The sequence below is a fragment of the Candidatus Sulfotelmatobacter sp. genome, from assembly GCA_036500765.1.
Classification (GTDB): Bacteria; Acidobacteriota; Terriglobia; order Terriglobales; family Acidobacteriaceae; genus Sulfotelmatobacter.
In genome coordinates this window covers 1-16,758 of the sequence record DASYBM010000015.1, presented here as the reverse complement: position 1 = coordinate 16,758, position 16,758 = coordinate 1, and the positions used below count along the sequence as shown (strand labels likewise).

Genomic DNA, 16,758 nt, shown 5'->3' with positions numbered 1-16,758 from the left:
ATGCCGGCCAGCTATGGCAGCCGGGTCGGATTCTCCATCAACAAGATCACGGGCGACGGCGTTGCCGGTTTCACAGTAGACATACACCATGCCGGCTCGGACGGCGGTGCACGATAGCAATATCGCCGTAGCGTCGCCAAAGCTTCGAAGTGCAGTACTAACCCCTTAGAGTTCCGTAGTTCCACCCCCCCGGGAAAACGCCGCCACAAGCTTGCGGCGGGGGTGACCTTCGTAATCGCCTGCCGGCGTTACTGCGTTGCCGCTCCGGGGGCGCACTCCTAGAATCGGAGCCAGGGTTTACTCCGCCTGATTCCGCATGCCTGAGATTACAAAACGACTGGATCGTGCCGAGATAGGGAAGCGCGTGGAACGCGCGGAGAAGCTCTTGCAAAAGGGCAAGACGGCGGACGCGCTGGAAGAATATCTGCTGGTTCTGCGGGACGATAGCGACAACGATGTGGTTCGGCAACTCTCGGCGGACTTGTGCCTTTCGTTGGGTCGCAATGCGGAAGCGGTTGCTTTGCTGGGTGATCTGTTTGAGCGGCAGGTGGGGATGGGGGATGCGACCCGGGCCAGCCTTACCTATAAGAAGCTGGCGCGCCATGGGAGTCCGACCTGGCAGCAAAAGTTCCGCTTTGGCCAACTGCTGGAGGGGTCAAACAAGAAGCTTGCGGTGGGAACCTATGAAGCCGCGCTTTTGGATCTGTCCAAGCTGGGGAAAAAAAAGGAAGCTTCCGAAATATTAGATCGCATCGTGACGCTGGAACCAACGCGGGCTAATTGGCAGCGCATGGCGGAACTTGCGTCGGAGTTGGGAAATAGCAAGGCAGCGGCGGCAGCTTTCCAGAGGATCGCGCAATTGGCCACGGCCGAGGGCAGCGACGCTGCGCCCTGGTACGAGCGCGCTTATCAGGAAGATGCTTCCGATCAAAGCATTGCGCTGGCGTATGGGAAGAGCTTGCTGGCGCAGGGCCAGGTGGGCGCGGCGATTTTTATACTCGAGCCACAAGTCAATTCCGGGCAGGTAACGCCGTCGTTGCGCGAGACCTATGCTGATGCGCTGGTAGCCGCGGGGCGCTACGCGGAAGCGGAACCGCTGGTGTGGCAGTTGTTTGAGCAGAATCCTTCGCGAGTGCAGCAGGTAATCGCGCTGATCGGCAATTTGCTGGATGGCGGAAATGAGGAGGACGCGGTCGCACTGGCGCGCAAGCTGGAACAATTTCAGCGGCGTCGCGGCGAGCGCCGGCAGTTTATCGCCATCATGGAAGACATTACGGCGACGCGCCGGGCTTGCCCGCAGATGCTCGAATTTCTGAGCGAGCTCTATAACGCGTCGAACCGCGAAAATGATTATTGCCAGACGCTGCTGAAGCTGTTCGATCTTTATTGCAGCACCGGGGAATACGCTAAGGCCGCAGAGTGCCTGGATCGCGCGGCCGAGGTCGATCCCTATGAATCCGGGCACCTGAAGCGACTGGAGATGTTGAAGGGTAAGGTGGAAGATGCGCGCTTCCGCGCGATCGCATCGAGGTTCAGCTCGGCCAGCAAAGCCGCGGAAGAACCGGCGCAGGAGGACTTGCGGACTTTGGGGGCATCGACGCTCCAGGATCTGATGTTGCAGGCGGAAATTCTGGTGCAGTACGGGATGCGCAACAAAGCAGTCGAACGGCTACAGAGAATACAAGAACTGTTCCCGCGCGAAGAAGAGCGGAATGAAGATTTGCAGCGATTGTATTTATCGGCAGGAGTGACGCCACGGTATGCGGGGACGGCGCCTTTACCCCCGGCTGCCGCCCCGGTTTCGGTTGCAGCGCCAGCTGCCGCTCCGGTTGCGTCCGCGCCCGATCCGGCGACCGATGTCCGCGCATTCACACGCGTGGCGGAGATTTCGCGCAAGCTCTATCACCAGGGCACGGCGCCTGCTGTGCTGAGCACCGCGGTCAGAGAGATTGCATCGCACTGGGACGCGGCACGCTGCATCGCGGCCATGGGCAAGGGCGGAGCGGCGACCGCGATGGAAGAATTTTGCGCCGAGGGATTGAAGAAGGCGAGCAATTCGGCGATTAGCGAACTGATTTCATGCCTGCACAAGGCGGTCGATGGGCACGAACCGCTGGCGATCGAAGACGCCCCCAAGGCTCTTCCATTACAGGCTGCACGCAAGGCGTTGGTGGAACTGGGCGCCGCTTCCGTGCTGGCTATCCCGCTCAGCGATGGCGAAGAAGTGGTCGGCATGCTGGTTCTGGTGCACAACCGGCCGCGAGCCTGGGCGCAGGCAGATATGGTTGTGCTGAAAACACTGGCCGAGCAGATGGTGATTGCGCTCAACAACGCTGGGCTGCGGCGGCTGGTGAAGAATCTTTCGGTGACGGACGAAAAGTCAGGATTGTTGAAACGTGCGTCGTATCTCGATCTGCTCCTGGCAGAGAGCAAGCGCGCGATTCAAAATGCGTCGGCGCTTTCGGTGCTGCTGCTGCAGTTCGGCAAGAGTTCGGCGATGATCAAGGAACATGGCGAGGCGGAAGTGCAGGCCGTCATGGAAAAAGCTGGGCAGTTATTCGCCGCCAACATCCGCTCAAACGATCTGGCGTTTCGTTATGACACGACGACCATCGCAATCCTGCTGGGCGAGACGGCGGAAAAAGAGGGCATGCTGGCGATAGAAAAGCTCCGCAAGATTGTCTCCGAAGTACGGTTCCCGGCGAAGGAAGACGGTGGCGAGCGGCAGGCGGCGCAGTTTTCCGCTGGGCTGGCGGAGGCCGTGATCCGAAGTGAATATGATCCCATCGATGTGGTCACCGAAGTGATCAACCGCGCTGAGCATGCGCTGGCGCAGGCCATGGCGCATGGATCGGGGAAGGTTGTGGCGCTGGGCGCGGCAGTGCTCGCCGCGGGTGCGGTAGCGTAAAGCAGCCGCCTGAACCTTATTCGCTCATCCACCAAAACCTTGCATTTTTCATTCGCTGGGGCTTTCATAAAATAGTCATGCGCGGACTCCTTCTCTGTCTGTCCCTCGCGATAAGTCTATCGTCGTCGTACGGGCAAACTGTGTTCAAGCCCCCGCCATCCACGATCCATGTGCCGAGCTATCGCCTCTCTTTCGAGCGTGCAGGTCAGGTTGCGGGCCTGACGGGCGTATGGGCTACCGAAGTTCCAGCCGAGTGCGGAGGTGACGGGACAGCATTTTTGAACATGCTGGTACCCGCGGCGCTGGATGGCCAATCGATCGTGTCTTCTACCCGAATGTCGAAGCTCGGACCGCCTGTGGAATTGATTGTCGCCGTTCCGACGTCCGGTGACGCCAATGAGTTTCGGCTAGACCAAATTACTGATCTGTACGATGTCCATCTGAAGGATGCGTACGCATCGGAATCGGATGTAGTCTTGCTCGTCATCGCTGCGCCAGAGGATAAGCGGGGCAAGGAAACATTTACGACAGCTGACGGTACGGACCATGAGCTGGATGCAAATCTCGCCGAACGTCACGATTATCTGGTGATATTTGACCGTCAAGGTAACTACAAAAGGAAAATACAAATCGACGATGTTATCGCTCTGCATCGGTTCGCTGAATTTGCGTCGGGCACATTTCTCGTTTTCGGATTCGACAGGCAAGACCACTCTCCGAAACTGGCGATGTTCAAGGACGATGGGACTCTCCTAAAATTTCTCGATATTACCAAAGGCGACGCGCCGAAGTCGATGTTCGGGACGCTGAATGGAACCGGAAAAGGGCCAGCCATTTACGTTGCGCCCGCACAGCTTGTGCCGTACGGCGATTCCATCATTGTGGTTCAAAACAGAAGCAAGTTTCCTTTGCTTGAGGTGAGCCAAGGGGGAGCGATCCGGGTGATCAAAACGAAGCTGCCCGGAGGAGCTCAGATCGACGCGCTCATTCCCAGCGATAATAATTTATACGCGCGTGTGGACGGGCCGCGCATACGGACGATCTACGAATTGAGCGAGCGGAGCGGGAAGATCCTGAGCCGCTTTCAGATTGGCAACAACGAGCTTGGCGCCGACCTAGCCTGCGTGCATGAGGGAGAGTTTCTTTCTTTCGAGCAAAGGGAAGGAACCTTAGTGCGTCTTGTGGGCACTGCCGAACCTGCCGTCGCTCCCGCATCGACCGATCCGAAAACGCAAAACTCCAGTTCTGCATCCAGCGCAGACAAGCGCTAGACAGTCACTCCATTCTCGCGGTGGCGGATATTCCTTCCTCACTGCTAAACTAAAAAGTTTGGCTGATCGCTTCCGATTAGTTCCGACGAAAGCTCTAAAGAAAGTTCTGCCGAAATAAACATGTTGAAGCCAGGTGACATCGCCATCGTCAGTGGGGCGCGCACGCCCTTTGGCCGCTATTGCGGCAAGTTGAAGGACTTCTCCGCCCAGGAGTTGGCCGCGGTGGCGGCGAAGGGCGCGATTGAGCGGGCGGGGATCGATGCCAAGGAATTCGATCACGCCGTATTCGGCAACGCGCAGCAGACTTCGGGCGACGCCCTGTATGGCGCGCGGCACGTGGGATTGCGAGCGGGGCTGCCGATTGAGACTCCGGCGCTGACCGTGAACCGGCTGTGCGGGTCGGGCATGCAGTCGATTGTGAATGCGGCGCAAATGATTCAACTGGAAGAAGCGAAGATTGTTCTGGCCGGCGGCATGGAGGCCATGTCGCAAGCTCCGTTTGTGATTCGCGGGCGCGATGGCTTTACGCTGGCACCGGGCGGCAAGCTGGAAGATTCGCTGATGGTCGCGCTGCTCGATACTTACTGCGGCTCGTATATGGCGAATACCGCAGAGCTATATGGATCGCAGCAGGGAATCACGCGCGAGATGCAGGATGAATTTGCGCTGCGCTCGCAGAAGTGCGCCGACGATGCATACAAGGCCGGACGCATTCAGGAAGAACTGGTTCCGGTGCCGCTGCGGAATGCGAAGGGCGAACCGACGGGGGAATCGCTGACGGAAGATGATCACCGGCGTCCGCAGACGACGATGGAAGGACTCGCGAAGTTGAAGCCGGCGTTTGGAAAAAACGGAACAGTCACGGCCGGCAACGCCAGCGGCATTGTCGATGGCGGCGCGGCGGTGGTGATGATGTCGTTGGAGCAGGCGCTGAAGCGCGGATTGAAGGCGCTTGGAAGAATTGTTGGGTGGGGTATAGCGGGAGTCGAGCCGAAGTTGATGGGACGCGGCCCGGTGCCGGCGACGAAGATTGCGCTGCAGAAGGCCGGGCTGTCGCTGGACTACATCGACTTGATTGAAGTGAACGAAGCATTCGCGGCCCAGTATCTGGGCGTGGAAAAAGAGTTAGGACTCGATCGCGAGAAAGTAAATGTGAACGGCGGGGCGATTGCGCTGGGGCATCCGCTGGGCGCGACCGGAACGCGGCTGGTGATCACGCTGCTCTATGAGTTGCGGCGGCGCAAGAAAAAGTATGGGCTGGCGACAGCGTGCATCGGCGGCGGGCAGGGGATCGCAATGATCGTCGAGAGCATGAACTGATTCCTTCCAATAAGATGCAAGGAGTTTCTCGTCGCCCGGAGTTGATGATTTATTCAGCGTCCTGCTGTGCAATTGCCCTATAATCCAGCTATGCTCACGGACGAAGACAAACAGTGGATTAGCCAGCGGTTAGAAAAGGTGGAAACTACCTTGCTCACCGAGTTTCATAAGTGGGCGTCCCCTGTCGAGCTGCGTCAGCGAAGCCATGCCGCGGCTCTTCGCGCGCTGGATGCCGAAGTTGAATCTCTCTCAGACCGGCTTAAGAATCTCGAAGGCCGCTGAACGGCCATTTTCATTCAGCGTCTGAATTTCCGAACCCACTCGCTACGCCGATGATCCCGGCCGCAAGGACTGCGGCGAGATAAACATGTTCGACAAGGAACCTCATATGGAAATTAAGAAGGTTGGCGTTCTCGGTTGTGGGCTGATGGGTTCTGGCATTGCGCAGGTTTGCGCCACGGCTGGATTCGACGTCACGGTGCTTGAAGTCGAGCAAAAGTATCTCGACAAGGGGTTTGCCGGAATTGAGAAATCTTTGGCGAAATTTGCCGAGCGGCCGGTCGAGAAGGGCGGGATCACGGCGGCGCAGAAGGATGCGATCCGCGCGCGGCTGCGCGGGACGACTTCGAAATCCGACCTGGCCGATTGCGACATTGTGATTGAGGCCATCATCGAGAATGTGGAAGAGAAGAAGAAGATGTATGCGTCGCTCGATGGCATGGTGAAGAAAGACGCGATCTTTGCTTCAAATACTTCTTCGATTTCGGTGACGGAGCTTTTAACTTCGGTCAAGAGACCAGAAAAATTTATCGGGCTGCACTTTTTCAATCCCGTGCCGCTGATGAAGCTGGTCGAAGTAGTGCGGACGATCGCGACCGCCGACGACGTTTACGAGACGGCTTATGAGTTCGCCAAGAAGCTGGGCAAGGTTCCGGTGCGCACGTCGGACAAAACGGGATTCATCGTAAACCGGCTCCTGGTGCCGTATTTGCTGGATGCGATTCGCGCGTATGAAGAGGGCGTGGGGTCGATTGAAGATATCGATAACGCGATGAAGCTGGGGTGCGGCTATCCGATGGGGCCGTTCACGCTGCTGGATTTCGTCGGGCTCGACACGACTTATTACATTACGCACGTGATGTATGACGAGTTCAAGGAGCGGCGGTTCGCGTCGCCTCCGCTGCTGAAGCGGATGGTGATGGCGGGCTGGTACGGCCGGAAGTCGGGGCGTGGGTTCTATGATTACGCAAACCCGGAGAAGCCGCGGGCGAATAAGCTGTAGCCGCGAACCATCAGGAGTTTGTCATCCTGAGCGAAGCAAGAATTCTGAGAAGCGGAATTCTTGCGCAGTCGAAGGATCCCTTGCAGCGGAGGCGACGTGTGGCTCGAAGAGGCATTCTCACTAAGCGCATCGGGCGAACTCCTCGATAAGCCGCTGGTGGCTTTAAGCTACATGGGGTCCTTCGACTCCGTCAACCGATTCGCTTCGCGGATCGGTTGCCTGCGCTCAGGATGACAGGACTTGAGGTCTCAATCTATGAACTTCGAAAACATACTTCTCGAAAAGAACAACGCGATTGCTTACGTCACCGTCAACCGGCCGAAGGTGCTCAATGCGCTCAACATGGCGACCATGGAGGAGCTGCGGGCGGCGTTTCATGACATCAAGAATGACACGGGCATTCGCGTTGTGATTTTTACTGGGTCCGGCGAGAAAGCGTTTATCGCTGGCGCGGACATCGGAGAACTAGCCAAGCACGACGCGGTTTCGGGGAAGGAATATACGCATCGCGGGCAGAGCGTTCTGAATTTGATCGAAAATCTGGGCAAGCCGGTGATTTGCTGCATCAACGGATTCGCGCTCGGCGGTGGATGCGAGATTGCCATGGCTTGCACCATGCGGCTGGCCAGCGAGAATGCGAAGCTGGGGCAGCCGGAGGTGAAGCTGGGGATTATCCCGGGCTATGGCGGTTCGCAGCGGCTGCCGCGGCTGGTGGGCAAGGGGATGGCCATGCAGATGGTGCTGGCGGGGGAGATGATCACGGCGCAGGAGGCGCATCGCATCGGGCTGGTGAATGAAGTCACGGCGCCGGTCGAGTTGATTCCTCGGGCGGAAGCGATTGCGGCGAAGATCATTGCGAATGCTCCGCTGGCCGTGCAGTATGCGATGGAGGCCGTCAACAAAGGCATGGAGATGACTCTGGCGGAGGGGCTTTATCTGGAGGCGGTGTTGTTCGGAATGTCGTGCGCGACGGAAGATAAGAAGGAAGGGACGACGGCATTTCTGGAGAAGCGCGCGGCGGTGTTCAAGGGCAAGTAACCTTCGGTATGGATTTTCACGGATCACTCAATGTTGTCATCCTGAGGCGCGGGTTTTTGCGCCGAAGGATCTCTGTAGTCGTTGTTCCCGGCATAAATGCATAGATCCTTCGCGGCAAAGGGCGCCGCTCAGGATGACAACGTGTAGGAATTTACATCAGCACGGAGAGGCAACGAATCACGGAGAAGAAAGACAAATTGAAAGTCGAAAATCCAGCCGAGGATAAGTTCGCTGTGCTGGAAGGGAAGCTCGATGCTTCCGGACGGACGTTCGGGATCGTGGTGGCGCGCTTTAATTCATTTATTACCGAGCGGCTGCTGGCGAGCGCTTGCGATGGCCTGATTCGCTGCGGGGCGGCGCGAGAGGATATCGATATTGCGCGGGTGCCGGGGGCGTTTGAGATTCCTTCCGCGGCACGGACTTTGGCTTCGACTAAGAAGTACGACGCAATCATTTGTATCGGCTGTCTGCTGCGCGGGGACACCGCGCATTACGACGTGATCGTCAACGAAGTGACGCGCGGGATTGGACAGTCGGCACAGGAGACCGGGGTGCCGCATGCGTTTGGCGTGCTGACTTGCGAGAACCTCGAGCAGGCCATTGATCGGGCTGGGCTGAAAATGGGAAACAAGGGGTTTGAGGCGGCGCTGGCGGCGGTGGAAATGGCGTCGTTGGGGCAAGCTCTCAGCTCTCAGCTTTCAGCTGTCAGCAAGAAGCAGATTCCTCCGCCTCGCTCCGCGAGTCGTCGGAGTGAAAAATCCAAGAATGGGAGCAAGAGTAAGAGCGCGAAGAAGAAGCGCGGATAAGCCGCCGGTGCAGTAGACTGATGGCTGATAGCTGACGGCTGATAGCTGCTTTTATGGGTACTCGACGAAAATCCCGAGAACTGGCGCTGCAGATGTTGTTTCAATCAGACATGGGCAAACAGGATGCCGATCAGGTACGCGGAACGTTTTGGCGTGAGCATGGCACGGCGAGTGCGGAAGTCCGGGGTTTTGCGGACGATCTGTTTCGCGTGGCCGTCGAACGCAGTGCTGAAATCGACGGGCTGATTGAGAAGCATGCCGAGCACTGGCGAATGGAGCGCATGGCGGCCGTCGATCGAAATCTCCTACGCACGGCCGTCGCCGAGTTGCTGGCTTATCCTGAGACTCCGCGAGCGGTGGTGATTAACGAAGCTCTGGAAATTGCGCGGAAATTTTCGAGTCCCGAGTCGGTGCATTTCGTGAATGGCGTCCTCGACAGCGTCGGGAAAGAATTGGAGCCGAAGGGGAGTTTGCAATAGGAAAGCTTTTACCTCTTAGCCTTTAGCTCTTAGCCTTTAGCTCAAGGCCCTCTCGCGGGGGCTTTTCTTTTTTCCGTCCAAATTCCGGGTGCGGGCGGCAAACTCTTGCCACGGCCTTCCAATCGCCGATGGGGTGGCCGATGGCTCCGGCTGAATAATGAACAAACTGAGAACTGCCAACTACCTTACGGTTTTGCGAGGATTGTGTTGAAGGTGCAGGGGCCTTGAGTCGGAGTGAAAGTGCAGAAAGGATTCAGATAATTGTCCAGGTTGGGAAAAGAGATCGGAACCATATCACTGCCACCGAGGGCGGTGCTTACCTGGTGCAACATGCCATCGCTGCCCGCCACCAGGATCGTGCCGGCATCAACTGACATGTCGGCGCTCAGTGGGACGGCGCCGCCTTGCAATTCGATGCCGGTGACCGCTCCGCTGCCGAAATTGTAGACGAGGATGCTGGCGTTGTTAGCCGATGCGATGTAGAGCAACGAGCCGTCGGCGGAGGCGAAAAAGTTGATGGGCTGAAGGGTGCCCTGGTTGAGTTCAACGCGCTGCACTGTATCGAACGCCAGGCTTTGCGGGCACAGTATATGGGCAGGTGGTGGCGGCGGAGAAATGACCGATGTGACGATGTCGAACCCAGTGGCGTCGAGTACGAAGACGTGAACTCCATCTTTAATCGGATTGCCTGAGGAGTCCGTGCCATCGATGTGGACGCCGGGCAATACCTTCATCAGAATGGGATTGGCGGGCAGAGGCACACTCACAGGAGCCTGGCTTGCTGGATTTGATGGAGTTATACAGTTTGCGAAAGCGGTGATGTTCGCCGACGAAGTACCGGTGGAAGATTCTGCGATGTAGGCAAACGCGCTATTCGGTGAAAAAGCAACGGCATTGGCCGGTCCCGCTAGCGCTATCGGTCCTTGCAAGGCTTGCAGTGGGGAGTAGACGTAGAGTGAGTTCGCGTTGCTGCCGCCAATGATAAAAGTCTTCAGTCCATCGGGAGAGAAGCCGGCAGCCACGGCTCCGGTGATACTCAATGGAGTCGCCGTCAGGTTCGTGGTATTGGTCGCATTGACAATGTAAACCTGATTTGGACTATGGATCGTGTCCGAGAACACCGCCATGTTTCCATTGTTCGAGGTGGCCAACACTTGTCCGGTCACCGTTCCCAAGGCGGTGAATGGGGAAGTACTTGAGCCGAAGTTTGCCGGGTTGATGAGTTGCGCTCCGTACGCGCTTCCTTCATAAGCCTTATCGCCGGCAAGATCGAAGAGCAACGAATTCGCCGCTGTGGGCAGGGGAACCGCAGAACCGCTGGCACCCTTGGAAGCCGTGAAGCTGTAGACGCCGGTACTGCACGCGTTCGGCGGATCGTTAGCGCATCCCGTACTGGTCGCGAGTACCGACACGGGACTGGTCGAACCTGTGATCGAGCCCGATATCGCAACGTTCGAGTAAACCGGCGCGGGGATCACTAGCTGGCAATCGATGAATTTGGGATAGAGCGCGTTAAAAAATTGGGTGCACGAGGTCAGTTGCGCCGGCGTGGAAAGCGACGCCGGGACTGTGGGGAATCCGATGTTGCAGGTTGGCGGGGAGCAGGAGGCAGTGACAGTTCCGGCCCCCACCGAGGGCGTGGCGAGGGCACAGGTTTCCGTGCATCCAGAGGAAGCGGACAGCACGGCAGGCTGGGATGCGGTCCAGGTCAGTGGGATTTTGCTAAGGACGATACCACCGTTTTTATTGGCCAAAGAACTGTTGCCCATCACGTCGGTCAACACTGCCGTGGCCGTTTGGGTGGTTCCCTTGGCCGTGACAAAGCTGGTCTGACCGTTCTGCTGCGATCCGGTTGCGTTGAGTTCGAGGGCGATGTTTTGAATCGGGCAGGTGGCAAAGAAATCAAGAGCTGGAGAAGTTCCGCCCGTCGGATTCTGGAACTGCGGCTGCGCGAACGTCGAACTGGAGACTCCGCTGGCAGAGGCGTAGATCTGAGTGATTCCCGGAAAAAGAGCTGCAGCCGTGGCCTGATTCGTCGGAAAATTATAGAAGGTATTGACGAGCGGGATGAGATTGACGACGGTGGCATTGTTCGCAGAAAAGGTGAACGGACCGACCGCCGCGGTAATATCGACACCCTGACTGTAGGCGTGGGCCTCCACGCTCATAGATTGACTTTGCGAGAGACAAGGTTCCTGCACCGGGACGCCATCGAGCAGAACTCCCGTGACGGTGATGCTGTCGATAGGCGGATGAACGAACACCCAAGTAGGAATGCTGTGGGCGCCCAGAGCGGAGGCCGTTACCTGAACCGGGCCCGTCGCGCCGGGAGTGCAGGTGGTGAATGCGATGTCCCACTGTCCGGCACAGGCGACGCCGTTGGGCGCGAGAGTCAGAATCGAGGTGTCGCTGGAGGAGTAGGTGATCGTGGTCGCAATATTCGTCCCCGAAGTGGTGGACGCGGAGGCGGTAAAACTCAGCGTACCGCCCAGCACCAGCGAGGAGGATCCGCCCGGGCTCAGGATGATGCGCCCGGGAAAAATAGGCGGGCCGGCTTTGGTTCCCCCGCCGCAGCCGCTGATGCTCCACAGAGAAAGGACCGCGAATGCCAACGGTAACGCTCTCGAAAGCAACCTACGCATGCACCACTCTTTCAATCTTGCACCCCTCCGTCAATCGTGCACCCCTCCGTCAATCGTGCCCCGTAGTCCTCTCTTGCACAGGGCGCTCAACCCAGTCTTTAAGCGAAGTTCCAGCCCAAGGGCCGAAATCGGCGTGGACGAAACTCTTACTCTGAATGAATTGGAAAACCTGTAGTGTAGAGGCTGGACGCGGAATCGGCAAGCGGCGCGATTCAGACCCCTTGCCAGCCCGCTCCGAAACATCTTTGGGTGGGATGCAAAAAGACGAGTTGACGATGTTTGCGGCAACTTGCTATATTAGTTTGGTTCCGCGAGTACATCCAGGCTTGCAGTGTGCTGTGGGTTTTTCTGCGGTAGTGTGTGCGGTATAAGAGCGCAGAAAACTTGCAGTAGAGCTATAGACGAAGAGAAATGTGTTTTCGAGTGAAGTGCGGATTCGAAAACATTCCTCGCTGAAACGTTCCTGCGGTGCCTTCCGCCCTATTGTGGAAGGATATGCAGGGCAAGGCTGACGAAACGGAGTGCCCCCGGAGTTTGGCCGGGCGCCACCGTCGGCAGCGAAAGTCTAAGGGAATCCAGAATCTCTCTGGCGTGAGCTTGCGGTCGTGAAGCCGCGCGGCGAGAAGTAATGGTTTGGCCTTGTTTGTTAAGCGCGGTTTGACAAACCTGAGTCGGCTATGCCCACGGATGCACGTTTAGAACAGGTATTGCAGCTGCGCCGTCTGCGCGTAAAGGCAGGATGGTGCGCGGCTTAAGGAGTGGCGAAGAGTGCCTACGTTTAACCAGTTGGTGGCTCAAGGCCGCAAACGGCCTCGGTACAAGACGGCGAGCCCTGCGTTGCAGGGATGTCCGCAGAAGCGCGGAGTTTGCACCCGCGTGTACACGCAGACGCCGAAGAAGCCGAACTCGGCTTTGCGCAAAGTGGCGCGCGTTCGCCTGACGAACGGAATTGAAGTCACGACGTATATACCCGGCGTCGGCCACAATCTGCAGGAGCACTCGATCGTGCTCATCCGCGGCGGCCGCGTGAAGGATCTGCCCGGTGTGCGCTATCACGTGATTCGCGGCACGCTGGACGCGGTAGGCGTTGCCGGCCGCCAGCAGGGCCGCTCGAAGTACGGCGCCAAGCGCAGCAAAAAGGGCGACAAGAAGGCTTAAGGACAGTCGTTCTGTGCTTAGTCGTTAAGTTTAGTTGTTGGCAAGCTCAAGCTGGAAGGCTATGAGCTAGGAGCTAGAAGCTGAATGCCTCGTAAAGGACATATCGCAAAGCGGACCGTCCCGGCCGATGCCGTGTATCAATCGGACCTGGTGACGAAGTTTATCAACTCGATGATGTGGCAGGGCAAGCGCTCGACCGCCGAAGGCATCTTCTACGAAGCTCTGAAGCGCGTGGAATCCAAGGGCGGCGACGAAGCCCTGAAGCTTTTCAAGAAGGCGGTCGAGAACGCGAAACCTTTGCTCGAAGTGAAGACCCGCCGCGTCGGTGGCGCCAACTATCAGGTGCCGGTGGAAGTGAATGCCGACCGCCGGACGTCGCTGGGAATTCGCTGGCTGATTACCTATGCCCGGGCTCGCGGCGAAAAAGGCATGGTCGACAAGTTGACCAACGAATTGCTGGATGCCGCCTCGGGTAAAGGTGCGGCGATTAAGAAAAAAGAAGATGTGCACCGCATGGCGGAAGCCAATAAGGCGTTCGCGCATTACAGATGGTAAGAGATTGAGTCATTGGGAAATTGAGTAATTTAGTAATTGAAGATCAAGAGCGCGAATCATTTTTCAATTACACAATTACTAAATTTCCCAATTACTAAATCAGAACTGAACTGAAGTTGGAGCCCAGAAAGAGTTAATTGTCGTGCCCAGAACAGTCCCATTAGAACGCTGCAGAAACATCGGCATCATGGCCCACATCGATGCCGGCAAGACCACTACGACGGAGCGCATCCTGTTTTATACGGGGCGGACGCACCGCATCGGAGAGGTGCACGAGGGCACGGCCACCATGGACTGGATGGAGCAGGAGCAGGAGCGCGGCATCACGATTACCTCAGCGGCGACGACCTGCACCTGGCGCGACATTCGCATCAATATCATCGATACTCCCGGCCACGTCGATTTCACGGCGGAAGTGGAGCGTTCGCTGCGCGTTCTGGACGGTGCGGTCGCGGTGTTTGACGCGGTGCATGGCGTGCAGCCGCAGTCGGAAAAAGTCTGGCGCCAGGCCGATAAGTACGGCGTCCCGCGCATTTGCTTCATCAACAAGATCGATAAGATGGGCGCCGATTTCGAGCATGCCGTCGATACCATCCGCAAGCGCCTCAGCGCCAAGCCCATCGCGATTCAGATTCCCATCGGCCAGGAAGCGAAGTTTGTCGGCGTCGTTGACCTGATCAACATGAAGGCGATCGTCTGGAAAGACGAAACCATGGGCGCGGAGTACACCACGGAAGAAATTCCCGCGGAGCTGAAAAAGAAGGCCGAAGCCTTCCACGCGCAACTGGTCGAAAGCATCGCCGAAAACGACGACGAAATTCTGCACAAGTTTCTGGAAGGCGAAGAGATTACCGCCGACGAACTGCGGAAGTCGCTGCGCAAGTCGACGATTGCGCTGAAGGTTTTCCCGGTGGTCGTGGGAACGTCGTTCAAGAATAAAGGTGTGCAGCCGCTGCTCGACGCGGTGGTGGACTACTTGCCTTCTCCGCTCGATGTGCCCGAGACGAAAGGGACGAATCCGGACAACGGTGAAGAGATCACGCGCAAGGCCGACGACAAAGAGCCGTTCTCGGCTTTGGCGTTCAAAATCATGGCCGATCCATTCGTCGGTCAGCTTACATTCATTCGCGTCTACTCCGGACAGTTGAAGACTGGCGATTCGGTGCGCAACGTTCGGACAACGAAGACCGAGCGCATCGGGCGCCTGTTGAAGATGCACGCCAACAAGCGAGAAGAGATCAGCGAAATTCTCGCTGGCGACATTTGCGCCGCGGTGGGCATGAAGAACGTGGGCACGGGCGACACGATTTGCGATGAGGATCATCCCATCGCGCTCGAGTCGATCACGTTTGCGGTTCCCGTAATTTCGGTTGCGGTTGAACCAAAGACCAAGGCCGACCAGGAAAAGATGGGCATGGCGCTCAGCCGCCTGGCCCAGGAAGATCCTACGTTTAAAGTTCACACCGATCCTGACAGCGGACAGACCATCATCAGCGGCATGGGCGAGTTGCATCTGGAAATCATCGTCGACCGCATGATGCGCGAGTACAAAGTCGAAGCCAACGTCGGCAAGCCGCAGGTGGCGTATCGCGAAACCATCCGCAAGCACTCCGAAGCGGAAGGCAAATACATTCGGCAGACCGGCGGCAAGGGCCAGTACGGGCACGCCAAGATTTATCTCGACCCGCAACCCGCGGGGACGGGCTACGAGTTCGTCAACGACATTACGGGCGGTTCGGTGCCCAAGGAATTTATTAAGCCGATCGATCAGGGCATTCGCGAGGCACTCGAAGGCGGCATTCTCGCGGGCTATCCCATGGTCGATGTGAAGGCGACGCTATACGACGGCAGCTATCACGATGTCGATTCGAACGAAATGGCGTTCAAGATTGCCGGATCGATGGCGTTCAAAGAAGCGGCGCGCAAGGCTTCGCCGGTGTTGCTCGAGCCGGTGATGGCGGTCGAAGTGGTCACTCCGGAAGATTATGCGGGCGTGATCATGGGCGACCTGAGTTCGCGCCGCGGACGCATCGAAGGCATGGAACATCGCGCCGGTTCGCAGGTGATTAAGGCGATCGTTCCTTTGGCGGAAATGTTCGGTTATGCCACTCACATGCGTTCGTCAACGCAGGGCCGCGCCGAATACTCGATGCACTTTGCCCGCTATGAGGAGGCTCCGCGGTCGGTAGCGGAGGAAATCATCGCCAAGGTGCAGGGCACTGCGAAGTAGGTGAGCTGTATGTCGACAGAAGGTTTCAAGATTTTCGTTTCGGATTTAAGTAGTTCTGCTGAAGAGTGGAAGCAGGCGCTGAGTGCGAGTGATTCAGAGCTGCCAGAGCTCACCGATGAGCAAAAGAAGTGGGTCAGGCGCTTTGGGGTCGCCGAAAAGGAATATGCACGGGGCGTGCTGGCTGGGACGCTTGGGCAGGAGCGCACGAAGAACAAAGGTAAAGCTCTTGGACGCCTAGCGGAAGAAATTCTTGAAGTTCTCGGTACTCAGTATAAGCTCGTTGCCGTTCTATGGCAGGGCTCGCGCTTGCGTTGGCTGCTTCGCATTGAGGCTCCTGAGCGGATTTACGGTGTTCCGGTCAGCTTTGAAATGGCTGACGATGTCTTGGAGTCGGGCATTCTAACGCAGTTGGAAAATCTGAAGACTGTCGTTTTTGCGGGAGTAGGCAGGAGCGATCGTATTGTGAATCGCACCTGAGATGGATTTGCGCAAAAAGTACGTCCTTTTTCGGTTGAGTTGGCGAGGCCGACGAGAACTCAAGGGCATCGAATTCTTCGCGGATAAAAAGTTCTTTGAAGCGAGAGTCGTGAGTCAGGATACCATCGGCGTTTGGATTCAGCCGGCGGAGGTTGAACCGGCACCGACCGAACTTCTGAAGTGGGAATATATTGCTGCTGCGACGGTTCATTATCAGGAAGAGCCTGAGATTCCGGAGCTATGAGGAGCACGAAGGAAAATGGCGAAAGAAAAATTTGATCGGACTAAACCGCACTGCAACGTGGGGACGATTGGTCACATCGACCACGGCAAGACCACGTTGACGGCGGCCATCACCAAGGTTTTGTCGAAGCACAATCCGAACATCAAGTTTCGGTCGTTCGATTCGATCGACAACGCGCCGGAAGAAAAGGCGCGCGGCATCACGATCGCCACGGCGCACGTCGAGTATGAGACGGCGAAGCGGCACTACGCGCACGTCGATTGCCCGGGCCACGCCGACTACATCAAGAACATGATCACGGGCGCGGCGCAGATGGATGGCGGCATTCTGGTGGTGGCGGCGACCGAC

General features: G+C 57.5%; 14 protein-coding genes. 13 read left to right on the top strand and 1 reads right to left on the bottom strand.

Features of this window, described 5'->3' with window-relative positions:
* The first annotated feature begins 316 nt into the window (after positions 1-316).
* From VGM18_16035 to nusB, 7 genes are all read left to right on the top strand, one after another.
* A complete protein-coding gene (locus tag VGM18_16035; protein ID HEY3974514.1) occupies positions 317-2,908 on the top strand; it encodes a diguanylate cyclase in 2,592 nt (863 codons plus the stop codon).
* A 356-nt stretch (positions 2,909-3,264) separates the two neighbouring features.
* Positions 3,265-4,179 carry a hypothetical protein gene (locus tag VGM18_16030; GenBank protein ID HEY3974513.1) on the top strand — a complete coding sequence of 305 codons (915 nt, stop codon included), beginning with the start codon at positions 3,265-3,267 and terminating at the stop codon, positions 4,177-4,179.
* A gap of 120 nt (positions 4,180-4,299) precedes the next feature.
* Entirely contained in the window at positions 4,300-5,499 is a 1,200-nt protein-coding gene (locus VGM18_16025; protein ID HEY3974512.1) for an acetyl-CoA C-acetyltransferase, read from the top strand.
* Between the two features lie 388 nt (positions 5,500-5,887).
* On the top strand, positions 5,888-6,781 hold the full coding sequence (locus tag VGM18_16020) for a 3-hydroxybutyryl-CoA dehydrogenase (protein HEY3974511.1): 894 nt from the start codon (positions 5,888-5,890) through the stop codon (positions 6,779-6,781).
* 255 nt (positions 6,782-7,036) lie between these two features.
* Entirely contained in the window at positions 7,037-7,819 is a 783-nt protein-coding gene (locus VGM18_16015) for an enoyl-CoA hydratase-related protein (protein ID HEY3974510.1), read from the top strand.
* 197 nt (positions 7,820-8,016) lie between these two features.
* Positions 8,017-8,625: a 6,7-dimethyl-8-ribityllumazine synthase gene (gene ribH / locus VGM18_16010; protein HEY3974509.1), complete on the top strand. Its 609-nt coding sequence runs from the start codon at positions 8,017-8,019 to the stop codon at positions 8,623-8,625.
* A 53-nt stretch (positions 8,626-8,678) separates the two neighbouring features.
* On the top strand, positions 8,679-9,104 hold the full coding sequence (gene nusB, locus VGM18_16005; protein ID HEY3974508.1) for a transcription antitermination factor NusB: 426 nt from the start codon (positions 8,679-8,681) through the stop codon (positions 9,102-9,104).
* Between the two features lie 185 nt (positions 9,105-9,289).
* On the opposite strand, the gene VGM18_16000 is transcribed toward nusB, so the two are convergent.
* Complete coding sequence (locus tag VGM18_16000; protein ID HEY3974507.1) at positions 9,290-11,716, bottom strand: hypothetical protein; 2,427 nt, start codon at positions 11,714-11,716, stop codon at positions 9,290-9,292.
* Positions 11,717-12,514: 798 nt separating this feature from the next.
* On the opposite strand from VGM18_16000, the gene rpsL reads away from it, so the two are divergent.
* From rpsL to VGM18_15970, 6 genes are all read left to right on the top strand, one after another.
* The gene (gene rpsL / locus VGM18_15995; protein ID HEY3974506.1) at positions 12,515-12,904 is read left to right on the top strand and encodes a 30S ribosomal protein S12; all 390 of its coding nucleotides are present in this window, start codon (positions 12,515-12,517) and stop codon (positions 12,902-12,904) included.
* 84 nt (positions 12,905-12,988) lie between these two features.
* Positions 12,989-13,459, top strand: coding sequence for a 30S ribosomal protein S7 (gene rpsG / locus VGM18_15990; GenBank protein ID HEY3974505.1), 471 nt, complete (start codon positions 12,989-12,991; stop codon positions 13,457-13,459).
* 142 nt (positions 13,460-13,601) lie between these two features.
* Positions 13,602-15,689, top strand: coding sequence for an elongation factor G (gene fusA / locus VGM18_15985; GenBank protein ID HEY3974504.1), 2,088 nt, complete (start codon positions 13,602-13,604; stop codon positions 15,687-15,689).
* Between the two features lie 9 nt (positions 15,690-15,698).
* Positions 15,699-16,166, top strand: a complete 468-nt coding sequence (locus VGM18_15980; GenBank protein ID HEY3974503.1) for a hypothetical protein — start codon at positions 15,699-15,701, stop codon at positions 16,164-16,166.
* A gap of 1 nt (position 16,167) precedes the next feature.
* On the top strand, positions 16,168-16,410 hold the full coding sequence (locus VGM18_15975) for a hypothetical protein (protein HEY3974502.1): 243 nt from the start codon (positions 16,168-16,170) through the stop codon (positions 16,408-16,410).
* 15 nt (positions 16,411-16,425) lie between these two features.
* The coding region (locus VGM18_15970; GenBank protein ID HEY3974501.1) for a GTP-binding protein at positions 16,426-16,758 on the top strand (333 nt) is incomplete at its 3' end.